This window comes from Streptomyces sp. NPDC029296 (assembly GCF_055569255.1).
On record NZ_JBVHXT010000032.1, the window covers coordinates 1 to 22,605 of the forward strand.

Below are 22,605 nucleotides of genomic sequence, written 5' to 3' on the forward strand. Positions count from 1 at the left end.
GTGACGAACACCTCACCGTGCTGGAACGGGTTCATCGTGCCCGGGTCGACGTTCAGATACGGGTCGAGCTTCTGCATCACGACACGCAGGCCCCGTGCCTTGAGCAGCATGCCCAGGCTGGAGGCCGTCAGACCCTTGCCGAGCGAGGAGGCGACACCCCCGGTGACGAAGATGTGCTTGGTCGTCGTGGATTTGGGCGGCATGGCCAAGAGGGGGCTCCCGTGGTCGCTGGCGGAGGGACGGCAGGGCTCACCGGGGCGGGTCGCTCGCGGCGGAGCCGTGTACGGAGACGTGCGTGAGGATCTCCGTGTCGCAGTCGAAGATGTGCGGAAGTGCTCCGAGCGTGCCGACGATGAAGCCGTACAGGCTGGTCTCGTCCTCGACACACACGTCCGCGAGAATGTTGTGACGCCCTGTCACCGCGGCGCACAAGCGCACGTTCCCGCAGGCGGACAAGGCGGTACCGACGGTTTCGAGGGCCGCCGGGTGGACCTTCAGCCGCACGCGTGCCGTCACGGGACGGCCCAGGACGGCCGGATCGGCGGCGGTGCGCAGGCGCAGCACCCGGCGTTCCAGCAGGGAGGCCACCCGGCGTCCCGCCGTGGCGGTGGAGAAACCCAGCTCTTTGCCGAGGTCGGTGAGGCTGATCCGGGCGTTCCTCCTGAGGACCTCGGCCACCCGCCGTTCGGTCGGCGTGAGGTCGTGCCGGCGCGGAGGTCCGGGCAGGGGCTGGACCAGGCTTGCCCGCAAGCGCTTCTCCTCCTCCGCGGTCAGGACGGGGGCGTGCCACTCGGCCTCGGTGCGAAACGTGCGCAGGGTGATGTGTGTACCGAGCACCGCGGCGTCGGGCAGGCCGGGCGTCTCCCGCAACGGTGAGGGCAGGCGCGGCCGCCCCCTCACGAGCAGGTGGCACCACACGAGGCCCGCCCCTCCGCTCACAGCGGCGACGTTAAGCACTTCCGGATGCGTTGCCAATCCTTGGCAGACATTTTCCAGACAATCGCTTGCGATCCGCATCCGCATGTGGGCGGCGTACCCGAATCCGCTGTGCAGGGGGTCGAGATCGGCCGTACAGCGGATGAGGCCCGCGTCCAGGAGCCGCTGGACGCGCCGCGCCACCGAGCGCTCATGCTCCCCGAATATGCGCCCGACCTCTGCCACCCCGGCCCGGGGGTTGATCTGGAGTGCTGCCACGATGCGCCGGTCAAGGTGGTCACAGATGTCTGGATCGTTCATCACGCGGCAATGATGGCAGGATCTTTATCAGAAAACATACAGATCTTGTCGGCTTCGATCACCTGGGGCAGACTTGCAGGCCCATCGCCGAACCGGCGCCTGGCGGGCTGGTCTCATGCGACCTGCCTGTACGGGCCGAAAGGACAGGGCCCTTGTTAGGCGAGAGCACCACCGCAGCAGTCCAGGACCCCGTGACCTCCAGTGCGTTCCGCTCCGTTCTGGGACGCTTCTGTTCCGGCGTCACCGTCGTCACCGCCATGGGACCCACGGGCCCCGCCGGATTCACCTGCCAGGCGTTCTCGTCGCTCTCCCTCGACCCGCCGCGCGTCGTCCTCTGCGTCAGCCGTACCTCGACCAGCTGGCCGGTGATCAGGAGCAGCGCGTCCTTCTGCGTCAACGTGCTGGCGGAGGAACAGCGTTCCCTGTGCGAGCGGTTCGCGCGCTCCGGCGGTGACAAGTTCGACGGCGTGGCCTGGACCGCGTCACCGGACGGCGCGCCCCGCCTGGAGGGCGCGACGGCGTGGATCGACTGCCGCGTGCACACCGAGCACGACGGAGGCGATCATCTCGTGGTGATAGGCGACGTGCGCCGGGTCGAGGCGTCGGCCGACGCGCCGCGGCCCCTGCTGTACCACCGCGGCCGGTACGCGCGGATAGCCGACGCCTTCTGACGACGCGCGCCGGGCGGCGGATCCTCCGCCACGGCACGCGGCATCGCTTCCCCCTCTTCTCTCCCCGCGCCACCGGTACGGCTGCGCGTGCCCGCGCGGCAGCGGTACCGCGCACCATGCTGCCCGCTTCCGGGCCTGTCCACCGGAAGCGTCAGCCCGACGGAAGTCATCACCCCCCGAAGAAGAAGGAGTGACCACGTCATGGAATCGAAGCAGGGAACCCGCGCCGAGGAGACGCCCGCACGAGAGAACGGCCTGCTCCAAGGACTCGATGTCTTCGTGGGCGGACCGATCCAGCACGCCATCCTGGCGGACGGGTTCGTCGGTCATCTGCAGGACGCGATCACCACGGCGATCGGCATCGCCCGGGACAACGGGGCCAACGTCTTCTCGGCGCACGTCGTGGAGAAGTTCGGGGCCGAGACGGCGTCCTTCACCCCGGAGCAGGTCTCCGTGCGCGACTTCCGCTGGATGAGGAAGTGCGACGTCTTCGTGCCCGTCCTGCCGGTGCTGGAGGACAATACCCTGCGGCGCACGGACGGCACCCATGTCGAACTCGGCTGGGCCACCGCCCTCGGGCGCCCCATCGTCCTGATCACCAAGCAGCCGTTCGTCGACTCCGCGAGTCACCTTCTCAAGGGCCTCCACCGTGTGGGGGCCGTCCAGGCCATCGACTTCGACGAGTTCACCGAGAAGCCGACCCTGCTCATCGACGCTGTGCTCGCCGCCACCGAGCGGCAGCGCGAGGCCGTCGGCGCGAGCCTTGTCGCCTGACCGGCGCCCGCCTCCACACCGCCACCTGCCTCACCCACCGGACGGAGTCATCGAGTGCCTGACGTGTCGATATTAGGCCTGTCGCTGGCCAATCCCGTGATAGTCGGTTCCGGACTGCTGACGGACCAGGAACGCAACATCCGCCGGCTCATCGAGCGGGGCGCCGGAGCGGTCGTCACCAAGACCATCCACCCCAACCCGCCGCGAGGCCTGGACGAGCGGATCATCCGCCTGCCCGTCGGCATGCTCAACAGCACCACCTACTCCAAGCGACCGGTCGGCCACTGGCTGGGGGTGCTGCGTTCGTTCGCCGACGACCGGCTGCCCGTCATCGCCTCGCTGCACGCCGACAGCCCGGCCGAACTCGCCGCCCTGGCCAAGGACGTCGAGGCGACCGGGTGCCAGGCCCTGGAACTCGGCATCTCCTGCCTCAACGAGGAGGAGGGGCTGGAGGACGACAACCCCGACCGGGTCTACGCCTACACCTCCGAGACCCGCGGCAGGACGGCGCTGCCCCTGTCCGTCAAGCTCGCCGTCGGCGAAGGACTCCAGGACCGGGTGCGTGCCGCCATCGCGGGGGGAGCGGACGCCATCACCCTCAGCGACACCATCGGCGGCGCCGCCGTGTCCCCCGCGACCGGAGGGCTCGAACTCGGCGGAGTCTTCGGCTATTCGGGCCCCGGTCTCAAGCCGCTCGTCATCGCCGCCGTCTGGCAACTGCGCAAGAGGGGCGTCGAGTTGCCGATCATGGGCTGCGGCGGAGTCACCAGCGGTCGCGACGTGGCCGACTACCTCAGCGTCGGCGCGAACGTGGCCCAGGTGTACACGGCGCTGCACACCGACATGTACGAGACGCTCGAACGCATCGTGGCGGAGACCCGGGACCTCGTCGGCGCTCCCGGCACCGTCCCGAGCGGCGCGCACGCACGCGAGGAGGCGGCGCTGTGACCACCCGTCACCCGGGCGCACCGCTCCTCACCGACCTGACCAGCGCCCAGGTCGCCGACGCCGTGCGCGGGCGCACCGTCGTGTGGCCCATCGGGGCGATAGAGCAGCACGGCCCGCACCTGCCGCTCTCCGTCGACCTGATCCTGGCGGAGGCCTTCGCCACCGAGATCGCCAGGGAACTCGACGCCTTCACCCTGCCCGCACAGGCCGTCGGCGCACGCTCTCTGCCGCAGAGCGGTGGCGGGCTGTACTTCCCCGGCACGGTGTACGTGGCCGGGGACACCCTCGTCCGCTTCCTGCGCGAGACGCTCACGGCCCTGGTGGCACTGCCCATGGCCCGGCTGATCGTGGTCAACGGGCACTACGAGAACGAACCGTTCCTCTTCGAGGCGCTGGACCAGGTGCGCGAGCGGGGTCTGCTGGACAGCACCGAGGTGTTCGCCTTCAGCTGGTGGAGCCTCGTCCGCGACACCTGGACCGATGCGGAGATCGGCGAGTTCCCCGGCTGGCACGCCGAGCACGCGGGAGTCACCGAGACGAGCCTCATGCTCCACCTGCGGCCCGATCTCGTCACCGACGAACGTCCCGACCACGACAGCCCGCCCCGGGCGGGCGTCTATCTGCACCCCGTCGACGTGGCACAGACCACCCATCACGGAGTCCTCTCCTCCACCTCCGGCTCCGACGCCGGCCTCGGGGAGAAGCTGCTGCGCCATGTCGTGGACGAGGCGACGGCCATGGTGCGCGAGGGCACGGGACTGCTCTTCGCGCAGACCCGTCCGGACCGCCGCCCGGACGCACAGCACCGAACCGCCGCACGCCCCGAAGGGAGACAACGGCCGTGACCCGGAAGTTCCACCTCGCCTGTATCTTCAACTTCACGCCGGACGACTGGCAGGGCCCCTTCGGCAGCGGAGGCTCCCCCTGGGACGGCAGGTTCCACACGGAGGTGGCCCAGGCGCTCGAACGCGCCTGCTTCGACTACGTGATCATCGAGGACAAGCTGATGGTCCCGGAGAGCTACGGCGGTTCCGCCGAGCGGGCACTGCGCCAGGGCATGGTCGTCCCCAAACACGATCCGGTCCCCCTGGCCGTCGCGATGGGTCTGGCCACCTCCCACCTGGGCATCGTCGCCACCCTGTCCACGCTGGCCTATCCGCCGTTCATGACAGCGCGCCTCGCCTCGACGATGGACAGCATGCTCGGCGGGCGCTTCGGCTGGAACATCGTCACCAGCGCCGAGGATCTCGCCGCACAGAACTTCGGCCTGCGCAAGCTGCCGCCGCGCGACGTGCGGTACGCCATGGCGGACGAATACGTCGACGTCGTACGACAGCTCTTCGCCTCCTGGGACGAGGACGCCGTCGTGCTCGACCGGGAGAACGGCGTCTACGCCGACCACACCAAGGTCCGCCCGATCCACTTCGAGGGCGAGTACTACAGCGTGCGCGGCCCGTTGAACACGGTGCCCTCCCCGCAGCACCGGCCCGCCTTCGTGCAGGCCGGCGCCTCCCCCCGCGGCCGGGTCTTCGCCGCGCGCAACGCCGACTCGGTCATCGCCATCGCCAACGGTGTCGCCGGCATGAAGGAATTCCGCGACGACGTACGCAAGCACGCCGAGGCGGCCGGCCGGGACCCCGACGACGTCAAGGTGCTGTTCTGCGTCACTCCCACGCTCGGCGAAACCGAACAGGACGCACGGGACAAGCACCAGCGGATGATCTCCTCACCCCAGTTCATCCACGACATCCTCGCCGAGACCTCCGCGCTCACGGAGATCGACTTCGCCCGGTTCGACCTGGACGAGCCACTGCCGTACCGGCTGGAGACCAACGGGGAACAGGGGTCGCTGGACCAGCTCCAGCAGTGGGGCAGCGGCAAGACACTGCGGGAACTGGTGATGGACGCCGCCGGCGGGCTGGTCTCCTCGGTGGAACTCATCGGCACGCCCGACCAGGTGGCGGCGCGGATGGGCGAGGTGATGGAAGAGGTCGGCGGTGACGGGTTCATGCTCACCACCCCGGTGCTCCGGCTGAACCGCCGCTGGGTCGCCGATGTCACCGACGGACTCGTGCCGGCGCTCCAGCGCCGCGGACTGACCCGGGCCGCGTACACGCCCGGCCACACCTTGCGGCAGAACCTCGCGGAGTTCTGAGCCGGCCTCCCGGGGCGCCCCCGACGAGGTCCACCGCGCCCCGCGACAGCCGGCCGTCCGGTCCCGGCGCAGCCGCCGCCGTCCCCCGGTCAGGCGGACGCACCGGGACCGGACGACGCGTCACAGCGCACCGTGTCGCGGTACCAGCGGCCCCACGCGTCCAGTCGCTCCGTGATGGAGTCCAGCGTGTGGCCGACGTCGGTGAGGGCGTACTCGACCCGCGGCGGCACCTCCCGGTACACGGTCCGCTCCACCAGCCCGTCCGCCTCCAGCTCCCTCAGTTGGCGGGTCAGCATGCGCTGGGTGACGCCCGGCAGCGCACGCCGCAACTCGCCGAACCGGTGCGTGCCCGAGACCAGCTGTTTGAGAATGGCCAGTTTCCAACGGCCGCCGAGCAGTTCCATCGCGAACTCGACCGCACAGTGATCCGAGGCTTCCTCCACCTTGGAACGCATCCCTGACCTCCATTGGTATACAGCGTGGTACTAGGTGACACGAATGACCGTACTTGCAGGCCGCGTCGGTACTTACGGAAGCTGAGAACATGACGGAGAGCAAGGCGCCCGCCGCGGCCGGATCAGCCGACGGGAAGAAGAGTGCGGACCGTTCGACGAACGCCGGGGGGCCGGTGCGGCCGGACCTCCCCGCGCGTCAGCGGTGGTTGGTCCTGGCCGTGGTGTCGGGCAGCCTGTTCCTGTGCGGCATCGACCTCACCGTCCTGCATGTGGCGGTGCCGAGCCTGAGCCGGGACCTGGAGCCGAGCCCCGCCCAGTTGCTGTGGATCGTCGACGTCTACTCCCTGACGCTCGCCGCCCTCCTGGTGACCTGCGGCACCCTCGGCGATCGCATCGGCCGGCGCCGCATGGTGCTCAGCGGCTTCGTCACCTTCGGCGTCGCCTCCGCCGCGGCCGCCTTCTCGACCTCGACCGCACAGCTCATCGCGGCCCGAGCCGCGCTCGGTGTCGGCGCGGCGATGATCATGGCGTCCACGGTGGCCATCATCCGGGTGGTCTTTCCCGACGACCGCGAGCGCGCCATCGCCCTCGGCATCTGGACCTCCGCGCACAGCGTCGGGGCCACCATCGGTCCGCTGGCGGGCGGTCTGGTCACCGAGAAGTGGGGCTGGGGAGCGGTGTTCCTCATCAACGTCCCCATCATCGTCGTGATCCTCGCCGTCGGTGCCCGCGTCATCCCCGAGTCGCGCAACCCCGAACCCCGCCGCTGGGACGTGGCCAGCGTCGCGCTGTCGGTCGCCGGTCTGGCGGGCGTCGTCTACGCGCTCAAGCAGGCCGGCGAACACGCCGGGCTGAACACCGTGATCGTCGTCACCGGACTCGCCGGGAGCGCCCTGATCTACGCCTTCGTCCGGCGGCAACGACGCATCGCCGAACCGCTGCTGGACTTCACCCTTTTCCGCGAACGCCGTTTCACCACCGCCACGCTGTGTGTCATCGGCTGCTTCGGCAGCTATGTCGCCCTGCTGTTCTTCCTCACCCAGTGGCTCCAGCAGGTGGGCGATTACTCGCCGTTGCGTGCCGGGCTCGCGCTGATGCCGCTGGCGGGCGCCAACGCCCTCGGTGCGGTCACGGCCCCCTGGGCGGCGAACCGGTGGGGCAACCGCTGGGCGCTGACCGGCGCGCTCTCCCTGTTCGCCGTCGCGTACGCCGCCATCGCGGCCGTCGGCGACACCGCGCACTACGGCGTCCTGCTCGTCCCGCTGCTCGCCGCGGGGTACGGCGCCGGCATCGTCATGACCCTGGGCGCCGATTCCATCATGGGCGCCGCGCGGCCCGAGCGGTCCGGGGAGGCGGCGGCCATCCAGGAGACGTCCTTCGAACTCGGCGCGGGACTCGGTGTCGCCGTCCTCGGCACCGTCCTGACCGCCGTGTACCGCACGGGCCTGCCGCGGGTGCCGGGCCTGTCCGGAGAGCAACGGGCCCGGGCACGGGAGTCGTTCGCCGCGGCGGAGGACGTCATGACGCACGTCCCGTCCCGGACCGCCCGCGAGGTGCTGCACTCGGCACAGCACGCCTACGACCGGGGCTTCACCGCGGTGTCGGTGATCGCGGCGGTGGGCCTGGCCGGCACCGCGCTCATGGCGGCAACCTTGCTCCGCCCGCGCCGGGGCACCGAGCGGACCGACGGGCACTGAGCGCGTCAGTCGTTGACGACCAGAATGTCGACGGAGGTCGGCAGCTCACTGGGCCAGTCGATGAAGATACGCATGAAAACACTGTTTTGCCGGGGCGCGATATTCAGGATGCTGATTTTCGCGGCACCCAGGAACTTCGGCCCGCCGCCTGGCGGCACCTCCCCGATGGACGCGAACGCTCGCGAATTGGCGCCCACGGGTGCCAGCGGACCTCCGAGGAGGTCAAGGTCGGCAAAACCTTTGATCGGGCCCAGGGGTTGCCGTACCGCGTAGGAACTCGGGCCGATCGCCGTTATCCGGGCCTCTTCCAGCGAGTACGTGAGAGTCGGTATTCCGTCAGGGACCTCATGCATGGTCGCCCCTCGATGCCGGGGTGGGCGGAGCCGCAACGAATGGGGAACGCCTCGAACTGGGACCGTTTCCAGCGTGCTCCGCCATCCGGGTGATCGCAACTCGCCGCTTCGTCAGCCTTTCAGTGCCTGGCGCGGAACCCGCCGTTCTGTTCTATGGCGATCGGAAAGCGCACCTCGCGAGAGGGGGTGTAGTTGACGAAGACGACAGCCGCTGGTCCCGTCGGCATGGTGGCCGCACGCATACCCGCCCCCTGAACTATGGTGCCCCACCACATGTGCCCCTGACCTGCGGGTTCCTACCGTGTGCCGACACGTACCCGTCCCCACCGCACACGAGGAAGTGGCGCACATGGCATCCGGAACCACCGCTCCCCCACCCCCCGCGAGCCTCCCGAGGATCGTCGCCGCCAGCCTCATCGGGACCACCATCGAGTGGTACGACTTCTTCCTGTACGGCTCCGCCGCCGCGCTGGTGTTCAACAAGTTGTTCTTTCCGGGCTCCGATCCTCTCGTCGGGACGCTGCTGTCGTTCCTGACGTATGCCGTCGGGTTCGCCGCCCGCCCGCTGGGGGCGCTGGTGTTCGGGCACTACGGTGACCGGCTGGGGCGGAAGAAGCTGCTGGTGCTCAGCCTGGTGCTGATGGGCGGGGCGACGTTCGCGATCGGGCTGCTGCCCACCCACGCCACCGTCGGCAGCGCCGCGCCGCTGCTGCTCACCGCGCTGCGGCTGGTGCAGGGCTTCGCGCTCGGCGGCGAGTGGGGCGGAGCCGTCCTGCTGGTGTCGGAGCACGGCGACGCGCGGCGGCGCGGCTTCTGGGCGTCGTGGCCGCAGACCGGTGCCCCGGCCGGGCAGCTGCTCGCGACCGGTGTGCTGTCGCTGCTCACCGCCGTGCTGTCCGACGACGCCTTCGGCAGCTGGGGCTGGCGGATCCCGTTCCTGCTCTCCGGGGTGCTCGTGCTCGTCGGTCTGTGGATCCGGCTCTCCGTCGACGAATCCCCCGTCTTCAAGGAGGCGTTGGAGCGGGCCGAGGCACGGCGGGCCCAGGCGGACGAGCAGCCGCCGCTGGTCTCCGTGCTGCGCCACCACTGGCGGGACGTCCTGGTGGCGATGGGCGCCCGGATGGCGGAGAACATCAGCTACTACGTCATCACCGCGTTCATCCTCGTCTACGCCACCACCTCGGCCGGCGTCTCCAAGCAGACCGCGCTCAACGCCGTACTCATCGGCTCCGCCGTGCACTTCGCCGTCATCCCGGCCTGGGGCGCGCTGTCCGACCGGGTCGGGCGGCGGCCGGTGTACCTGCTGGGCGCGGCCGGTGTCGGGCTGTGGATGTTCCCGTTCTTCGCGCTCGTGGACACCGGGTCGTTCGGGTACCTGATCCTGGCCGTGACCGTGGGCCTGGTGCTGCACGGCGCCATGTACGCACCGCAGGCCGCGTTCTTCGCGGAGATGTTCGCGACCCGGATGCGGTACTCGGGCGCGTCCATCGGCGCCCAGTTCGCTTCCGTGGCGGCCGGCGCGCCCGCCCCGCTCATCGCCACCGCGCTGCTCTCCGACTACGACAGCTCCACCCCGATCGCGCTGTACGTGATCGGCGCCGCGGTGCTGACCCTGGTCGCCGTGGGGCTCGCGCGCGAGACGCGGCACCGGGATCTGGGCCGGATCGCGGACGAGGACGGCGAGCCCTCCGGCGCGCGCCCGGCCGCCCGGGCGCGGACGCGCTGACCGGCGCCGCGGCCCGCGTCCGCACCCGCCCCCACCCGCACCGGCCGGCCCCTCGCACGGGGCCGGTCAGTGCCGTGCCGCCCTCGACAACCGGTGGATTCTCAGGGCCAGTTGTATCTCCAGGGCGCGGGCCGGGCTCTGCCAGTCGGCGCCCAGCAGGCGGCCCACCCGCTCCAGTCGCTGGGCCACCGTGTTCACATGGACGTGCAGCGCGTCCTTGGTGCGCGCCGGGCTCATCCCGCCCTCGAAGTAGGCGGCGAGGGTGCGCACCAGTTCCGTGCCGCGCCGTTCGTCGTACGACACCACCGGGCCGATGGTCCGCTCGACGAAGCCGGCGATGTCCCGTTCGCCCGCGAGGAGCAGGCCGAGGAAGCCGAAGTCCTCGGCCGCCGCGCCGTCCCCGGCCCGGCCCAGCAGGCGCAGCGCGTCCAGGCAGCGACGGCCCTCGGCGTAGGCGGCGGCCACGGCCTCGGGATGCCGGGCGAGGTCGGTGACGGGCGCGGAGGCGCCGACGGTGACCGGCTGGTGGACGGCCGTGCCCAGGTGGCGCGCGGTGCGGCGGGCCACCTCGGTGGCGCTGTCGGCGGCGCCGAGCGGCAGCAGCAGGACGGTGCCGCCGTCGCGGGCCGCGGCCAGGCCCTGCCGGGTGGCGGCCAGGTGGGAGGCGGCGGACCACAGCCGGCGGCGGGCCGCGGCCTCCTCGTCGGCGTCGGCCGCCGGGCCGTCGAGGCGGGCGGCGAGCACGACATGGGTGGCGTCCAGGTCGGCCCGGAGGCGGCCGGCGCGTTCGCGCAGCAGGCGGGGGTCCCGGTCGCGCGCGTCGAGCAGGTCGTCCAGCAGCTCGCCGCGCACCCGCTGTTCGGCCTCGGCGGCGGAGCGGCGGGCGAGCAGCAGCAGGGAGGTGACCATCGCCGCCCGCTCCAGGGTGCGCTGGTCGACCGGGTCCAGGCCGGGGTGGCCGCGCAGCACCAGGGCGCCGAGGAGTTCGCCGCCCGCGGCCACGGCGGCGATCCAGTCCTTGCCGTGCCGTACGGCGTGTCCCTCGGCGCGGGACGCCTCCAGCGCCTCGGCCGGTGCCGCCGCGGCCTCGGTGAACGTCACGGTGCCGTCGAGGACCTGGGAGACGGCGGCGGCCACGTCGTGGACCCCGCCGCCGCGCAGGACGAGTTCGGCGAGCCGGTCGTGGACCTCCGACGCCCGCTCGATGACGGCGCTGCGGTCCCGGATGATCTCGTTGGCGCGCTCCAGGCCGGCCAGGGCGGTGCGGGTCTCGGTGAGCAGGTTGGCGGTGTCGATGGCCGCCGCGGCGAGGGCGGCGAAGGAGCCGAGCAGGGCGATCTGCCCGCGTTCGAAGACCCGTGCCCGCCGGTCGGCCGCGAACAGGACGCCGATCACGTGCGGGCCGAGCATCAGGGGCACGCCGAGGATGGCGACCAGGCCCTCGTCGCGGACGCCGGCGTCGATGGCGTGCGTGTGCTGGAAGCGGGCGTCCTCGAAGTAGTCGTCGGTGACGTACGGCCGCGCGGTCTGGGCGACGAGTCCGCCGAGCCCTTCGCCCATGCCGAGGCGCAGTTGCTGGAAGCGGGCGGAGACGGAACCCTCCGTGACCCGCATGTAGGTGTCGCCGCGGGCCGGGTCGTTGAGGCTGAGGTAGGCGACGTCCGTGCCGAGCAGGGAGCGGGCGCGCTGCACGATCGCCTGGAGCACGGCGTCCACGTCGCGCAGTCCGGCGAGGTCGTGGGCGGTCTCGAAGAGCGCCGAGAGCTCCGCCTCGCGCCGCCGCCGTCCCTCCAGTTCGGCGCGCACGCGCAGGGCGAGCAGTCTGGCCTCTTCCAGTGCTGCGACCCGGCCGGCCGGCTCGGCGGCGGCTCGGGCGCGCAGGACGGGCTGCTCGAAGGCCTCTACGGAGGCGTCGCGGGCCAGCAGGTCGAGGTACGGGACCTCGACGCTGCCGACGGGCGCCGGCTGGAGGTGATCGCGGGACATGGTCACAGGATTCCGTATCGGCCACCGGCCCGGCAGGCCTGTGGAAAACTCCCGGAGCCGGTGGTGCCGGGCCGTCCGCCCGCCGTCCGGGCAGAGCGCGGCGGGCCGGTCAGTGGGCCGTCCACCCGCCGTCCAGGACGAGCGAGGTACCGGTGACGAAGGACGCCTGCGGACTGCACAGATAGGCCACGGCCTCGGCGACCTCCTCGGGTTCGATGAGCCGTCGCAGCGCGCTGTCCTTCAGCAGCACCTCGGACACCACGCGTTCCTCGGGGATGCCGTGCGCCCGCGCCTGGTCGGCGATCTGCTTCTCGACCAGTGGGGTGCGCACATAGGCCGGGTTCACACAGTTCGAGGTCACACCGTGGGCAGCGCCCTCCAGCGCGGCCGTCTTGGACAGTCCTTCCAGGCCGTGTTTGGCGGCCACATAGGCGGCCTTGTAGGCCGAGGCGCGCAGCCCGTGGACGGAGGACACATTCACGATCCGGCCCCAGCCTTGCGCGTACATGTGCGGGAGGGCGCCGCGGATGAGGCGGAAGGGTGCCTCCAGCATCACGGTCAGCACCGTGTGGAACACCTCGGGCGGGAACTCCTCGATGGGCCGTACGAGTTGCAGCCCGGCGTTGTTGACCAGGACGTCCGTGCCGGCGGCGGCGCGTTCGGCGGCGTCCAGGTCGGTGAGGTCCACGACCCGCGGCACGACGGCGCCCGCGAGGCCGCCGGTCCGCTCCGCCTCCCGGACCAGCTCGTCCAGGCCCTCCGCGTCCCGGTCGACGGCGCGCACCTCGGCCCCGGCGGCGGCCAGCCGCAGCGCGCAGGCCCGGCCGATGCCCCCGGCGGCCCCGGTGACGAGCGCGGTCCGGCCGCCGAGGTCGAGGGCGAGGGGCTGGGGCCGGGGGCCCGGGCCGGGCACGGGGACGGGGACGGACCCCGGCACGGACGCGGGTCTGTCCCCGGGAGCGGAGCCGGGCGTGCGGGCGGTACCGGGCGGGGAGGCGGCGGGCAGAGGGGTCGGCGAGGTCATGGGCCGACCCTAAGTGGAAGCCCATCCTCACCCCATATGGTCGCCCCCCATACTTCAGCCGACAGTCATAGGGTCGAACCATGTGGGGGCATCGGACATGGCCTGCTTGATCCGGAAGAGGCCGAACTCGTTCAGCTCGGGCAGCGCGTCCACCGCGAACCAGCCGACCTCCAGCGACTCGTCGTCGTTGACCCGGGCCTCACCGCCGACCGCACGGCAGCGGAGGGTGATGTCCATGTACTGGCAGATGTCGCCGTTGGGGTAGGTAACCGGCGGCAACGCCTGCACCAGGACCACCCGCTCGGCCACACAGCGCACCGCCGTCTCCTCGAAGACCTCCCGCACCGCACAGGCCGCGGGCTGCTCGCCCGGCTCGGGGATGCCGCCGATCACCGACCACTTGCGGGTGTCCGTCCGCCGGCCGAGCAGCACCCTGCCCTCGTCGTCGAAGACGATCGCGCTGATCCCGGGCAGCCAGATCAGCTGCTGCCCGGCACAGGCCCTGAGCGTGCGGAGGAAATCGGGGATAGCCATGATCCGACCCTAGCGGCCGGCGCCGGGCACCCCGGTCGTTTCCCGGGTCGTACGACGGTCGTACCGCACACGGCCGTCCCGGGCGCGTGCTCCCGCAGCCGGACGGGCGGGACGTACACCACCCCCCGTCGGCCGCACGGCAGGGCGTACGCCGCCCGCACGCCGCTCCGCGACCGAGCGCGCGGCTACGCGTCCCCGGTGCGCCGGGCGCGCAGGCCGGAGCCGATCGCCCAGCCGACGCCTCCCGCGGCGACCAGCACCAGCGCCAGCTCCGGGAGGGTGCCCAGCTCGGTGGCGGGCGTCGTGGACGTGCGCAGCGGCACCTTCTGGACCAGGTAGGCGGGCACGAACATGCCGGTCTTCTGGGTGATCCGGCCGTCCGGCAGGATCACCGCGCTGACCCCGCTGGTCACCGGCACGGTCACGGTGCGGCTGTGCTCGACGGCGCGGACGCGGGACATGGCGAGCTGCTGGTAGGTCATCTCGCTGCGGTCGAAGGTGGCGTTGTTGCTCGGCACGGAGATCATCTCCGCGCCGTGCGTCACCGTGTCGCGCACGGCCCAGTCGAAGGCGGCCTCGTAGCAGGTGGCCAGGCCCACCTTCGTGCCGGCGATGTCGAACACGCCCGGCTCGGTGCCCGGGGTGAAGTCCTGGCGGGCCATCTCGGTCCAGCTCTTGTTGATCGCGCCGACGAGCGAGCGCAGCGGGAGGAACTCGCCGAAGGGCTGGATCTGCCGCTTGTCGTAGGTCTGCGTCGGGCCCTTGGCCGGGTCCCAGAGGATCTGCTCGTTGAACAGCCTGCCGTCCCGCTCCACCACACCGCCGACGGAGACGGGCACGCCGATGTCCCTGGCCGCCTGGTCGATGACGGCGGCGGCGTCCGGGTTCTCGAAGGGGTCGATGTCGGAGGAGTTCTCCGGCCACAGCACGTAGTTCGGTCTGGCCGCCTTGCCCGCCCGGACGTCGGCGGCGAGCTTGTGCGTCTCGCGCGCGTGGTAGTCGAGCACCGCCCGCCGCTGGGCGTTGAACTCCAGGCCGGCACGCGGCACATTGCCCTGGACGAGCGCCACGGTCGCGGTGCCGTTCTCGGCCCGGTCGCTCACCAGCGCGCGGGCCGCGAGCGCGCCCGCCACGGGCACGGCGACGCTGAGCAGCGCGGCGGTCGCGGCGGCGCGCCGTACGGTCCGGGTGCGCCGCCGCTCGGCGATCAGCCGCCCGGCCTCGTACAGGCCGAAGCCGCACAGGACGACCGCGAAGCCGAGCACGGGTGTGCCGCCCACCGCGGCGAGCGGCAGGAAGACGCCGTCCGCCTGACCGAACGCGATCTTGCCCCAGGGGAAGCCGTCGAAGGGCACGCGGGCGCGGGCCGCCTCGCCCGCCGTCCACAGGGCGGCGGCCCACACCGGCCAGGCGGGCAGCCTGGAGACGGCGGCGACACCGACGCCGGCCAGGGCGACGAAGACCGCCTCGGCGGCGACCAGGGCCAGCCAGGGCAGGGGCCCGACCTCCACGCTCGTCCACACCAGCAGCGGCAGCAGGAAGCCCAGCCCGAACAGATAGCCGAGGCCGAGGGCGGCCTTCCAGCTCCGGCCGCGCAGCACCCAGCCGAAACCGGCGAACGCGGGCAGGGCGAGCCACCACAGGGTCCGCGGCGGGAAGCTGACGTAGAGCAGCACTCCGCAGAGCACGGCGGCGACGGCCGGGACCAGACGCCTCAATCGGCCACGGCGCGCGGAGGACGCGGGGCGCGGCCGGAGCCGGTCGGGCTGGTCCGGCTGGTCCACGGAGGTTGCGGTGACGGTCACCCGGGTGAGTGTACGGCGGCCGGCTCCGCCCTCGACAGCGGCCATCGGCGCCCGCGACCGGCCGCTCACCAGCGACAACCCTCGGCGAGCCGGCACCGGACCGAGCGCCGGGCCGCCCCGCCGCGCACCGCGGAGAGCCGGGCCGCGGGACGGTCGCGGCGCGTGGCCGGCCGGGGTCGGCCGGGCACCCGCCCCGGCCGGTCGCGCGCCCGCCGTGCCCGGCCGGGGCGGGTGCCGGACCAGCGGAATCATGCCGTTCCTCCGCATCTCGTCCCCAAAGCGCTTCCCAGCCGTTACGGTGTGCCCAGCCTCGGCGGCCCGGCCGGTCACCGGCCCGCGGCCGGGGCCTGCCAAGGTCGGGGGACCGGGTACGAGGGGCGACGGGTGGGGTCGACGGGGACGCAGTCCGCGGCCGGTACGTGCGGTGCGGATGCCTATTGCGCGCGAAGAAACGTTTCCGACGGGACGGGCATGATCCTGTTGGGAGCCTGCGCCGGGTGGTCGCTGATCACCGCGGCGGTCCATGGCGGGCGGCCGGAGGGTGTGCTGCTCGCGGTGCTCGCCCTGGCCGCGGGGTACGCGGGGGGCCGGGTGTCCGGCGCGCTGCTGCCGGTGGCCGCGCCCTGCGCCGGCGCGGCGGCGGGGCTGGTCCTGGCGGTGACGCTGCCCCGGCTCTCCCCCGGCCCCTGGTACGCCGGCCCGCTCGGGCCCGTCGGCGGCACGGCCGCGCTGCTGGCGCTGGCCGCCGGGGCCGCGTGCTGTGCCGCGTGGGCGACGGGCGTGCCGGCGCTCCGGCTCGGGCCGGCGGCGCTGGCCTGCGCCACCGTGCCGGCCGGGCTGCTGCTGGGGTCGCCGGCCGGGTGCGTGGCCGGCGGGGCCGTTCTGCTGTGCTCGCTGGCCGCGGGCTCGGCGCGCGGCCGGGGCTGGTGGCTGGCGGGGCTCGCGGGGGCGGCCGTCGTGGTGACGGCCGTGATCTGGGCGGTCGCCGCGGGCGCGCTGCCCGGCGGGCTCGCCGGGGCGTTCGGCGGCTGGTTCCCCTCGCACCGGGTGCCGCAGTGGCAGGACGCCCTGCGGCTGGCGGACCACCACCGCGGCCTCGGCGTCGGGCCCGGCCGGTTCGGCGAGCCGGCCGGCACCGGCGCACCGACGCTGCCGGCCGACGGCAGACCGCACTCGGCCCCGTTGCAGCAGGCGGCCGAGCAGGGCCTCGTCGGGGTGTCGCTGCTGGCCGCGGTGTTCTGCTGGGTCCTGTACGCGCTGTGGCGCACCGCGCGCCCCACGCCGGTCGCCCTCACCGCGGGCGCGGCCCTGACGGCGCTGGCCGCGCTCGCCTCGGTGAGCAACGCGCTGAGCTTCACGCCGGTGACGGCGGGCGCCGGCCTCCTGGCGGGCTGGGCGACGGCCCGGCCGTGGTCACCGTGACCCGCGCCGGGGAGCCCCGTCAGCGGCGGCAGGCCACCCGGGCGTCCCGCACGCGCGCGTGCCGGCTCAGCCCGCCGTTCCCGGCCGGATCGTGCGGAGGCGGTCCCTGATGAGCCGGACCGCGGACTCCGCGTTGTCCACGGTGATGGTGAACGTGTGGCCGTCCCACAGGCGCAGCACGATGCCCTCGCCACGGCGGACGACGACGGCGGTGCCCTTCTCGGGACGCCAGCGGTAGCCCCAGCCGCCCCACTGCCGGGGGGTGACGTGGGCGTCGAAGTCGGCGCCCGCCACGTGCGAGAGCGGGATGCGGCGGCGCGGCAGCCCGATGTGGCCGCAGCGCACTTCGAGGCACTCCCGGTCGAGCTTGAGATCGACGTGTACGAAGGCGAGCGTCCCGAAGAGCACCAGCAGGCCGGCCGCGATGCAGCCGACGACGGACATCACCAGCGCGGCGACGCCGGACGTCCAGGCCGAGTCCACGGCCAGCTCGATGCCGAGCGCCATGCAGGCGGCGCCGACGAGCGCGAACAGCCATTGCACCCGGTTGGTGGCGCGTCCCTTCCAGACCGGGGGGAGCGTTCCGTCGGCGTCGGGGTGGTCCCTCATGTCTATGAGGTTACCCGGGTTTCACCGCCCGAGGAGGGTGCAGCGCACGGCGCACGGCCCGGCGGCGGGCGGCGCGTGCCTGCCGCGCCGGTCAGCGGACCGGGCTGACGGAGCGCAGGAAGCGGCCTTCGTCGTAGGACAGCGCCGTGTCCGGGAGCGTCGCCTCGCGACCGCTCAGCAGCACGGTGAGGGTGGTGTCGGCGACGGCGTCCGGGGCCGCTTCCACCCCGATCCGGCGCAGTGCCTGGGCGGCCACCGCCCCGGCGGTGCCGTGCAGCGCGAGCGGCGGGCGGCCGGGCCGCTGGACGGCCGCGCGGATCCGCTCCGCGACCAGCTCGTAGTTGGTGCAGCCCAGCACGAGCGTGGCCACGTCGTCCGGGGTGCGGGAGGCGGCCGAGGCGATCGCGGCGTCGATCGCGGCGTCGTCGGCGTGGTGCACGGCGTCCGCGAGACCGGGGCAGGCCACCTCGGTGACGGCCACGCCGTCGGCGAACCGCTCGATCAGGCCGCGCTGGTAGGCGCTGCCCGTGGTGGCCGGGGTCGCCCAGATCGCGACGGGCCCGCCGCCCGCGGCGGCCGGCTTGATCGCCGGTACGGTGCCGATGATCGGCAGCGCCGGCTCGAAGCGCGCCCGCATCGCGGGCAGGGAGTGCACGGAGGCCGTGTTGCACGCGACGATCAGCACGTCGGGATCGTGCGCGGCGGCGGCCCCGGCGACGGCGATGGCCCGCTCGGTGATGTCTTCGGGAGTGCGCGGTCCCCAGGGCATGCCGTCCGGGTCCCAGGACAGCACCAGATCCGCGTCGGGCCGCAGCCGGCGTACCGCGGCGGCGGCGGGGAGCAGGCCGATTCCGGAGTCCATGAGCGCGATCTTCACCCGGCCACGATAGACGATGCCCTCTCACGGGCCCGTGCCGGTGGGGCAGACTGCCGCCGTGGACGCGTACTTGTGGATCACCGTCGTATCACTGGCCGCCTGGGCCTGGCTGCTGCTCGGCCAGGGCTTCTTCTGGCGCACGGACGTCCGGCTGCCCTCGCGCCGGGAACCGGAGGCGTGGCCGTCGGTCTGTGTGGTCGTCCCGGCCCGGGACGAGGCCGCCGTGCTGCCGGAGAGTCTGCCGTCGCTGCTGGCGCAGGACTATCCGGGGCGGGCCGAGGTCTTCCTGGTGGACGACGGCAGCACGGACGGCACGGGGGAGCTGGCCCGGGAGCTGTCCCGGCGGCACGGCGGGCTGCCGCTGACGGTGGGCTCGCCCGGTGAGCCGCCGGCGGGCTGGACGGGCAAGCTGTGGGCGGTGCGGTACGGCATCGGGCTGGCACGCGCGCGTGACCCGGAGTACCTGCTGCTGACGGACGCGGACATCGCGCACGCGCCGGACAGCCTGCGCGAGCTGGTGGCGGCGGCCGGGGCGGGCGGCTTCGACGTGGTGTCGCAGATGGCGCGGCTGCGGGTGGCGAGCCTGTGGGAGCGGCTGGTGGTGCCGGCCTTCGTGTACTTCTTCGCGCAGCTGTACCCCTTCCGGTGGATCGGCCGGGAGGGCTCGCGGACGGCCGCGGCGGCGGGCGGGTGCGTCCTGCTGCGCACGGACACGGCGGAGAGGGCGCGCATCCCGGACGCCATCCGGCACGCCGTGATCGACGACGTGGCGCTGGCGCGCGCGGTGCGGGGCGCGGGCGGCCGGGTCTGGCTGGGGCTGGCCGAGCGGGTGGACAGCGTGCGGCCCTATCCCCGCCTGCGCGACCTGTGGCGGATGGTCTCGCGCAGCGCCTACGCCCAGCTGCGGCACAACCCGCTGCTGCTCCTCGGTACGGTCGCCGGGCTGGCCCTGGTGTACCTGGTGCCGCCGGCCGCCGTGGTCGTGGGCGCGGCCGGCGGTGACGCGGCGACCGCGCTCGTCGGGGCGGCGGCGTGGGCGGTGATGGCGGGGACGTATCTGCCGATGCTGCGCTACTACGGGCAGCCGCCGTGGCTCGCGCCGTTGCTGCCGTTCACCGCGTCGCTGTACCTGCTGATGACGGTCGACTCGGCCGTGCAGCACTACCGAGGGCGCGGGGCCGCCTGGAAGGGCCGTACCTACGCCCGGCCGGACGCCGTGCCCGAGGAGGGCTGAGCCCGGCCGGAGACGGGCGGGTCACTTGCGGCCGGGCGTCCAGTCCATGCCCCAGCCGTAGGCGCGGTCCATGGTCCGCTGCGGGCTCGAACCGCGCTCCGGGACCAGGTACCGCGCCTCGCGCCGGACGAGGAGGTCGCCGCCGGTGTTGGTGATCAGGGCCAGCGCGCACACCGGGGAGGCGACGGTGCACTCGTCGAGCGAGAACTCGATGGGGGCGCCGTGCTGCGGCTGGAGGGTGACGGTGGCGTTCAGGTCGGCGAAGGAGCGGGCGCCTTCGTAGATGGTGACGAAGACGAGGATGCGCCGGAAGTCGCCTGTGTGGTCGAGGTTGATGGTGAGGTTCTCGCCGCGGGCCACGGCTCCGGTGCGGTCGTCGCCGTCGAGATGGATGTACGGCGGCCGGTTCAGCGAGCCGAAGGCGTTGCCGAGGGCCTGGACGACTCCCTTGCGGCCGTCGGCGAGTTCGTACAGCGCGCAGAGGTCGAGGTCGACGCCGCCCTGGCCGCTCAGCCGGTTGAGCCAGCTCGTGGACTGCTTGCGCATCTGCCAGTTGAGGTTGACCCGCATGGCGCCGGAGGTGCCGCCCTGCTTGGCGAGCGAGACGGAGGGGGCCGCCTTGGTGAGCGTGACCTTGGACAGCCGGACCGGCTGCGCGGCGGGTGCGGGCGGGGCGGCGGACGGCGGTGGCGGGACCGCGGCGGGGGACGAGGGCGACACCGGTGCCGCCGTGGGAGGCGGCGGGGCCGCGGCGGGGCGGGGCGGCGGGGTGACCGGGGCGGGGGCCGCGGGGGGTGCGGCGCGCTGGGGTTCGTCCACGGTGATGCCGAAGTCCCGCGCCAGCCCCTCGAGTCCGCTGTCGTACCCCTGGCCGACGGCCCGGAACTTCCAGCCGCCCTGGCGGCGGTAGAGCTCGCCGAGCACGAAGGCCGTCTCCACCGTCGCGCCGGGGTTGTCGAAGCGGGCGACCACCCGGCCCGAGGCGGCGTCGGTCACCTCGACGTACAGGTCCGGGACCCGTCCGAACGTGCCGCCGTCGGCGGAGGCGGCGAGGACGATCCGCTCGATGTCGCCCTCCACGCGCGCGAGGTCGGCCAGCAGGGTGTCGGTGACACGTCCGCGGGCCGCCCGCTTGCCCTCGTGGCGTACCGCGCCGGAGGGATGGGCGGGCTGGTTGTAGAAGACGAAGTCCTCGTCGGAGCGGACCTTTCCCGAGGTGAGCAGCAGCGCCGAGGCATCGGCGTCCGGCACCCCGGGACCGGCGCGCCAGCCCAGTTCGACGCGCAGCGCCGTGGTCGGCACCTGCGTGTTGGACCCCTTCAGCATGGTCATGTCCGCCCCCATCACATGTCGGCTCGGCGCGTTCCGCCCTTCGGTCCGGATCTTCTCGGCCCGTGCGGTCCCTACCCGCACAACCTATTCCGGGCCTGGGCGCACGCCCAGGAACGGCACAGGAAGATCGCCGGTCAACCGCCGGTAACACCGAAGGAACTCGGCCTTTACGCGATCCAAACGTCGAGCAGTGTCCCTTTTTGCCATGTTCGCTCGTATTGGGGGTGTCAGACTACCGACGACACGGAAAACAACCCTCTTATCGGTCTCCCCAACCAGCACATCGTGGGCTTAACTTATGTGCCATGACCTCCCCCCGCTCCACTTATGGTGGCGGCTACTACTCCGCCTCCTTCAAGGAGACCCCGATCTACGACTCGCTCGTCGCCGAGCGTGGCACGCCGCAGATCGCCCCGATCCGGGTCCCCGCCGCCTACGACACAGGCAGCAGCCTGCCCGCCCTGCCGTCGGCCCTGCCCGCCCTCCCGGCGGCCCCGTCCGCGCAGCCCCCGGCCTACGGCTATCCGCAGGCGCCGCAGCCGGCACCGCTGCAGCAGGCGCCCACGGCGTACATCCCGCAGCAGGCGAGCGCCCCGCGCGGCTATCCCGGCCCGCAGGCCCCGCAGCAGCAGCGGCCGATGGCGCAGGGCGGCAACGGGTACGAGGCCATGCGCCCGGCCGCGCCGCGCCCCGCGCAGGCGCCCTACCAGGATCCGTACAACAACCAGCAGTACCGCGGCTACTGACAACACCCTCGGCTGTCGGTGCCGCCTGGCACGATGGTCGGCATGGGAAACGCCGTAGTGCAGTCGATCCACGTCCATCCGGTCAAGGCGTTCCGGGGCGTCGCACCCCGGACGGCCGTGGTGGAGCCCTGGGGTCTGGCCGGCGACCGGCGCTGGACGTTGATCGACGACGGGGGAAAGGTCGTCACACAGCGCGAGTCGCCGCGCCTGGCGCTGGCCGCCGCCGAGCCTCTGGCCGGCGGCGGCGTCCGGCTGTCCGCGCCCGGCCGGGCGCCGCTCACGGTCGAGGTGCCGGAGCCGTCCGGAGCCATCCCGGTGGACGTGTTCCGCACGAAGGTGGAGGCGGCCCCGGCCGCAGCCGCCGCGCACGCCTGGTGCAGCGCCTATCTCGGGACCGCTGTGCGCCTGGTCCACATGGACGATCCGGCCGTCCGCCGCCCGGTCGACCCGGAGTACGCCCTGCCCGGCGAGACGGTGAGCTTCGCCGACGGCTTCCCCCTGCTGGTCACCACGGTCGCCTCGCTCGACGCGCTGAACTCCCTGATAGCCGAGGGGCCGCACGCCCACGAGGGCCCGCTGCCCATGGACCGGTTCCGGCCCAACCTCGTCGTCGCCGGCACCGAGCCCTGGGCAGAGGACGGCTGGCGCCGGATCTCCGTCGGCGACGTGGTCTTCCGGATCGCCAAGCCGAGCGCGCGGTGCGTGGTGACCACCACCGACCAGGACACCGCCGTACGCGGCCGGGAGCCCCTGCACACCCTGGCACGCCACCGCAGGACCGGCGGCAAGCTGCTGTTCGGGGTGAACCTCGTGCCCCTCGCCCCCGGCACGGTCGGCGTCGGCGACCCGGTGCGCGTGCTCGACCGGCGGTGACCGGCGCGGACCGGGAACCGGGGGCCGGGTGCCGGTCGTTGAGGGGGCGTGCGGAATGCGTGCAAGGCCGCGTACGCCGGACGTCCCGGCGCGGGTGACGGCGCTCCCTCCCGGTCCGGGCCGGGGCGGGCACCCGCCGCCGGGGGTG

Annotated in this window: 21 protein-coding genes and 1 pseudogene; 11 read left to right on the forward strand and 11 right to left on the reverse strand. The window is 73.1% G+C overall.

The genetic code is table 11. The features are described from left to right. Both ACZ4W9_RS26145 and ACZ4W9_RS26150 read right to left on the reverse strand, forming a co-directional pair. Positions 1-203, reverse strand: a pseudogene (locus ACZ4W9_RS26145) (CTP synthase); the annotation flags it as partial. A 46-nt stretch (positions 204-249) separates the two neighbouring features. Further along, complete coding sequence (locus ACZ4W9_RS26150; RefSeq protein ID WP_467940039.1) at positions 250-1,236, reverse strand: Lrp/AsnC family transcriptional regulator; 987 nt, start codon at positions 1,234-1,236, stop codon at positions 250-252. Between the two features lie 191 nt (positions 1,237-1,427). Here ACZ4W9_RS26150 and ACZ4W9_RS26155 point away from each other — a divergent pair, with 191 nt between their 5' ends. The 5 genes from ACZ4W9_RS26155 (at position 1,428) to ACZ4W9_RS26175 (ending at position 5,784) form a co-directional block, all read left to right on the forward strand. Continuing rightward, positions 1,428-1,907, forward strand: coding sequence for a flavin reductase family protein (locus ACZ4W9_RS26155; RefSeq protein ID WP_467939884.1), 480 nt, complete (start codon positions 1,428-1,430; stop codon positions 1,905-1,907). A 201-nt stretch (positions 1,908-2,108) separates the two neighbouring features. After that, positions 2,109-2,681 carry a nucleoside 2-deoxyribosyltransferase gene (locus ACZ4W9_RS26160; RefSeq protein ID WP_467939886.1) on the forward strand — a complete coding sequence of 191 codons (573 nt, stop codon included), beginning with the start codon at positions 2,109-2,111 and terminating at the stop codon, positions 2,679-2,681. A 54-nt stretch (positions 2,682-2,735) separates the two neighbouring features. Further along, complete coding sequence (locus ACZ4W9_RS26165; protein WP_467939888.1) at positions 2,736-3,629, forward strand: beta/alpha barrel domain-containing protein; 894 nt, start codon at positions 2,736-2,738, stop codon at positions 3,627-3,629. Further along, positions 3,626-4,474 (forward strand): creatininase family protein, encoded by an 849-nt coding sequence (locus tag ACZ4W9_RS26170; RefSeq protein WP_467939890.1) that lies wholly within the window; start codon positions 3,626-3,628, stop codon positions 4,472-4,474. Before ACZ4W9_RS26165 ends, ACZ4W9_RS26170 begins: the two co-directional genes overlap by 4 nt. After that, positions 4,471-5,784, forward strand: coding sequence for an NtaA/DmoA family FMN-dependent monooxygenase (locus ACZ4W9_RS26175; protein WP_467939892.1), 1,314 nt, complete (start codon positions 4,471-4,473; stop codon positions 5,782-5,784). Before ACZ4W9_RS26170 ends, ACZ4W9_RS26175 begins: the two co-directional genes overlap by 4 nt. 89 nt (positions 5,785-5,873) lie before the next feature. Here the strand turns inward: ACZ4W9_RS26175 and ACZ4W9_RS26180 are convergent, their stop codons facing one another. Then, on the reverse strand, positions 5,874-6,239 hold the full coding sequence (locus ACZ4W9_RS26180; RefSeq protein WP_467939894.1) for a winged helix-turn-helix transcriptional regulator: 366 nt from the start codon (positions 6,237-6,239) through the stop codon (positions 5,874-5,876). 89 nt (positions 6,240-6,328) lie between these two features. Here ACZ4W9_RS26180 and ACZ4W9_RS26185 point away from each other — a divergent pair, with 89 nt between their 5' ends. Continuing rightward, the gene (locus ACZ4W9_RS26185; protein ID WP_467939896.1) at positions 6,329-7,936 is read left to right on the forward strand and encodes an MFS transporter; all 1,608 of its coding nucleotides are present in this window, start codon (positions 6,329-6,331) and stop codon (positions 7,934-7,936) included. Between the two features lie 5 nt (positions 7,937-7,941). Here the strand turns inward: ACZ4W9_RS26185 and ACZ4W9_RS26190 are convergent, their stop codons facing one another. Continuing rightward, a complete protein-coding gene (locus tag ACZ4W9_RS26190; RefSeq protein ID WP_467939898.1) occupies positions 7,942-8,289 on the reverse strand; it encodes a hypothetical protein in 348 nt (115 codons plus the stop codon). A gap of 349 nt (positions 8,290-8,638) precedes the next feature. Between ACZ4W9_RS26190 and ACZ4W9_RS26195 the strand changes: the two genes are divergently transcribed. Beyond that, positions 8,639-10,015, forward strand: a complete 1,377-nt coding sequence (locus tag ACZ4W9_RS26195; protein WP_467939899.1) for an MFS transporter — start codon at positions 8,639-8,641, stop codon at positions 10,013-10,015. 66 nt (positions 10,016-10,081) lie between these two features. Here ACZ4W9_RS26195 and ACZ4W9_RS26200 read toward each other — a convergent pair whose 3' ends face one another. From ACZ4W9_RS26200 to lnt, 4 genes are all read right to left on the reverse strand, one after another. Continuing rightward, on the reverse strand, positions 10,082-12,001 hold the full coding sequence (locus ACZ4W9_RS26200; RefSeq protein WP_467939900.1) for a helix-turn-helix domain-containing protein: 1,920 nt from the start codon (positions 11,999-12,001) through the stop codon (positions 10,082-10,084). A 109-nt stretch (positions 12,002-12,110) separates the two neighbouring features. Further along, the gene (locus ACZ4W9_RS26205; RefSeq protein ID WP_467939901.1) at positions 12,111-13,025 is read right to left on the reverse strand and encodes a 3-hydroxybutyrate dehydrogenase; all 915 of its coding nucleotides are present in this window, start codon (positions 13,023-13,025) and stop codon (positions 12,111-12,113) included. 54 nt (positions 13,026-13,079) lie between these two features. Further along, entirely contained in the window at positions 13,080-13,559 is a 480-nt protein-coding gene (locus ACZ4W9_RS26210; RefSeq protein ID WP_467939903.1) for an NUDIX hydrolase, read from the reverse strand. A 185-nt stretch (positions 13,560-13,744) separates the two neighbouring features. Then, on the reverse strand, positions 13,745-15,364 hold the full coding sequence (lnt, locus tag ACZ4W9_RS26215; protein WP_467939904.1) for an apolipoprotein N-acyltransferase: 1,620 nt from the start codon (positions 15,362-15,364) through the stop codon (positions 13,745-13,747). Positions 15,365-15,835: 471 nt separating this feature from the next. Between lnt and ACZ4W9_RS26220 the strand changes: the two genes are divergently transcribed. Beyond that, the gene (locus ACZ4W9_RS26220) at positions 15,836-16,786 is read left to right on the forward strand and encodes an O-antigen ligase family protein (protein ID WP_467939905.1); all 951 of its coding nucleotides are present in this window, start codon (positions 15,836-15,838) and stop codon (positions 16,784-16,786) included. A 66-nt stretch (positions 16,787-16,852) separates the two neighbouring features. Here ACZ4W9_RS26220 and ACZ4W9_RS26225 read toward each other — a convergent pair whose 3' ends face one another. Both ACZ4W9_RS26225 and ACZ4W9_RS26230 read right to left on the reverse strand, forming a co-directional pair. Beyond that, positions 16,853-17,395 carry a hypothetical protein gene (locus ACZ4W9_RS26225; protein ID WP_467939907.1) on the reverse strand — a complete coding sequence of 181 codons (543 nt, stop codon included), beginning with the start codon at positions 17,393-17,395 and terminating at the stop codon, positions 16,853-16,855. Between the two features lie 91 nt (positions 17,396-17,486). Then, a complete protein-coding gene (locus tag ACZ4W9_RS26230; protein WP_467939908.1) occupies positions 17,487-18,272 on the reverse strand; it encodes a glutamate racemase in 786 nt (261 codons plus the stop codon). 16 nt (positions 18,273-18,288) lie between these two features. On the opposite strand from ACZ4W9_RS26230, the gene ACZ4W9_RS26235 reads away from it, so the two are divergent. Continuing rightward, entirely contained in the window at positions 18,289-19,506 is a 1,218-nt protein-coding gene (locus ACZ4W9_RS26235; RefSeq protein ID WP_467939909.1) for a glycosyltransferase, read from the forward strand. Positions 19,507-19,527: 21 nt separating this feature from the next. On the opposite strand, the gene ACZ4W9_RS26240 is transcribed toward ACZ4W9_RS26235, so the two are convergent. Beyond that, positions 19,528-20,832 carry a TerD family protein gene (locus ACZ4W9_RS26240; RefSeq protein WP_467940041.1) on the reverse strand — a complete coding sequence of 435 codons (1,305 nt, stop codon included), beginning with the start codon at positions 20,830-20,832 and terminating at the stop codon, positions 19,528-19,530. 311 nt (positions 20,833-21,143) lie between these two features. On the opposite strand from ACZ4W9_RS26240, the gene ACZ4W9_RS26245 reads away from it, so the two are divergent. Next, positions 21,144-21,584, forward strand: a complete 441-nt coding sequence (locus ACZ4W9_RS26245) for a DUF6643 family protein (RefSeq protein WP_467939910.1) — start codon at positions 21,144-21,146, stop codon at positions 21,582-21,584. Positions 21,585-21,626: 42 nt separating this feature from the next. Continuing rightward, the gene (locus tag ACZ4W9_RS26250) at positions 21,627-22,457 is read left to right on the forward strand and encodes an MOSC domain-containing protein (RefSeq protein WP_467939912.1); all 831 of its coding nucleotides are present in this window, start codon (positions 21,627-21,629) and stop codon (positions 22,455-22,457) included. Positions 22,458-22,605: the final 148 nt, after the last annotated feature.

What these genes read in the sequence shown, in the direction of transcription:
- ACZ4W9_RS26150 (WP_467940039.1), bottom strand. Translation starts at nt 1,236, where the DNA reads ATGAACGATCCAGACATCTGTGACCACCTTGACCGGCGCATCGTGGCA.
- ACZ4W9_RS26160 (WP_467939886.1), top strand. Translation starts at nt 2,109, where the DNA reads ATGGAATCGAAGCAGGGAACCCGCGCCGAGGAGACGCCCGCACGAGAG.
- ACZ4W9_RS26180 (WP_467939894.1), bottom strand. Translation starts at nt 6,239, where the DNA reads ATGCGTTCCAAGGTGGAGGAAGCCTCGGATCACTGTGCGGTCGAGTTC.
- ACZ4W9_RS26185 (WP_467939896.1), top strand. Translation starts at nt 6,329, where the DNA reads ATGACGGAGAGCAAGGCGCCCGCCGCGGCCGGATCAGCCGACGGGAAG.
- ACZ4W9_RS26190 (WP_467939898.1), bottom strand. Translation starts at nt 8,289, where the DNA reads ATGCATGAGGTCCCTGACGGAATACCGACTCTCACGTACTCGCTGGAA.
- ACZ4W9_RS26195 (WP_467939899.1), top strand. Translation starts at nt 8,639, where the DNA reads ATGGCATCCGGAACCACCGCTCCCCCACCCCCCGCGAGCCTCCCGAGG.
- ACZ4W9_RS26200 (WP_467939900.1), bottom strand. Translation starts at nt 12,001, where the DNA reads ATGTCCCGCGATCACCTCCAGCCGGCGCCCGTCGGCAGCGTCGAGGTC.
- ACZ4W9_RS26205 (WP_467939901.1), bottom strand. Translation starts at nt 13,025, where the DNA reads ATGACCTCGCCGACCCCTCTGCCCGCCGCCTCCCCGCCCGGTACCGCC.
- ACZ4W9_RS26210 (WP_467939903.1), bottom strand. Translation starts at nt 13,559, where the DNA reads ATGGCTATCCCCGATTTCCTCCGCACGCTCAGGGCCTGTGCCGGGCAG.
- ACZ4W9_RS26220 (WP_467939905.1), top strand. Translation starts at nt 15,836, where the DNA reads ATGATCCTGTTGGGAGCCTGCGCCGGGTGGTCGCTGATCACCGCGGCG.
- ACZ4W9_RS26225 (WP_467939907.1), bottom strand. Translation starts at nt 17,395, where the DNA reads ATGAGGGACCACCCCGACGCCGACGGAACGCTCCCCCCGGTCTGGAAG.
- ACZ4W9_RS26235 (WP_467939909.1), top strand. Translation starts at nt 18,289, where the DNA reads ATGCCCTCTCACGGGCCCGTGCCGGTGGGGCAGACTGCCGCCGTGGAC.
- ACZ4W9_RS26240 (WP_467940041.1), bottom strand. Translation starts at nt 20,832, where the DNA reads ATGCTGAAGGGGTCCAACACGCAGGTGCCGACCACGGCGCTGCGCGTC.
- ACZ4W9_RS26245 (WP_467939910.1), top strand. Translation starts at nt 21,144, where the DNA reads ATGACCTCCCCCCGCTCCACTTATGGTGGCGGCTACTACTCCGCCTCC.
- ACZ4W9_RS26250 (WP_467939912.1), top strand. Translation starts at nt 21,627, where the DNA reads ATGGGAAACGCCGTAGTGCAGTCGATCCACGTCCATCCGGTCAAGGCG.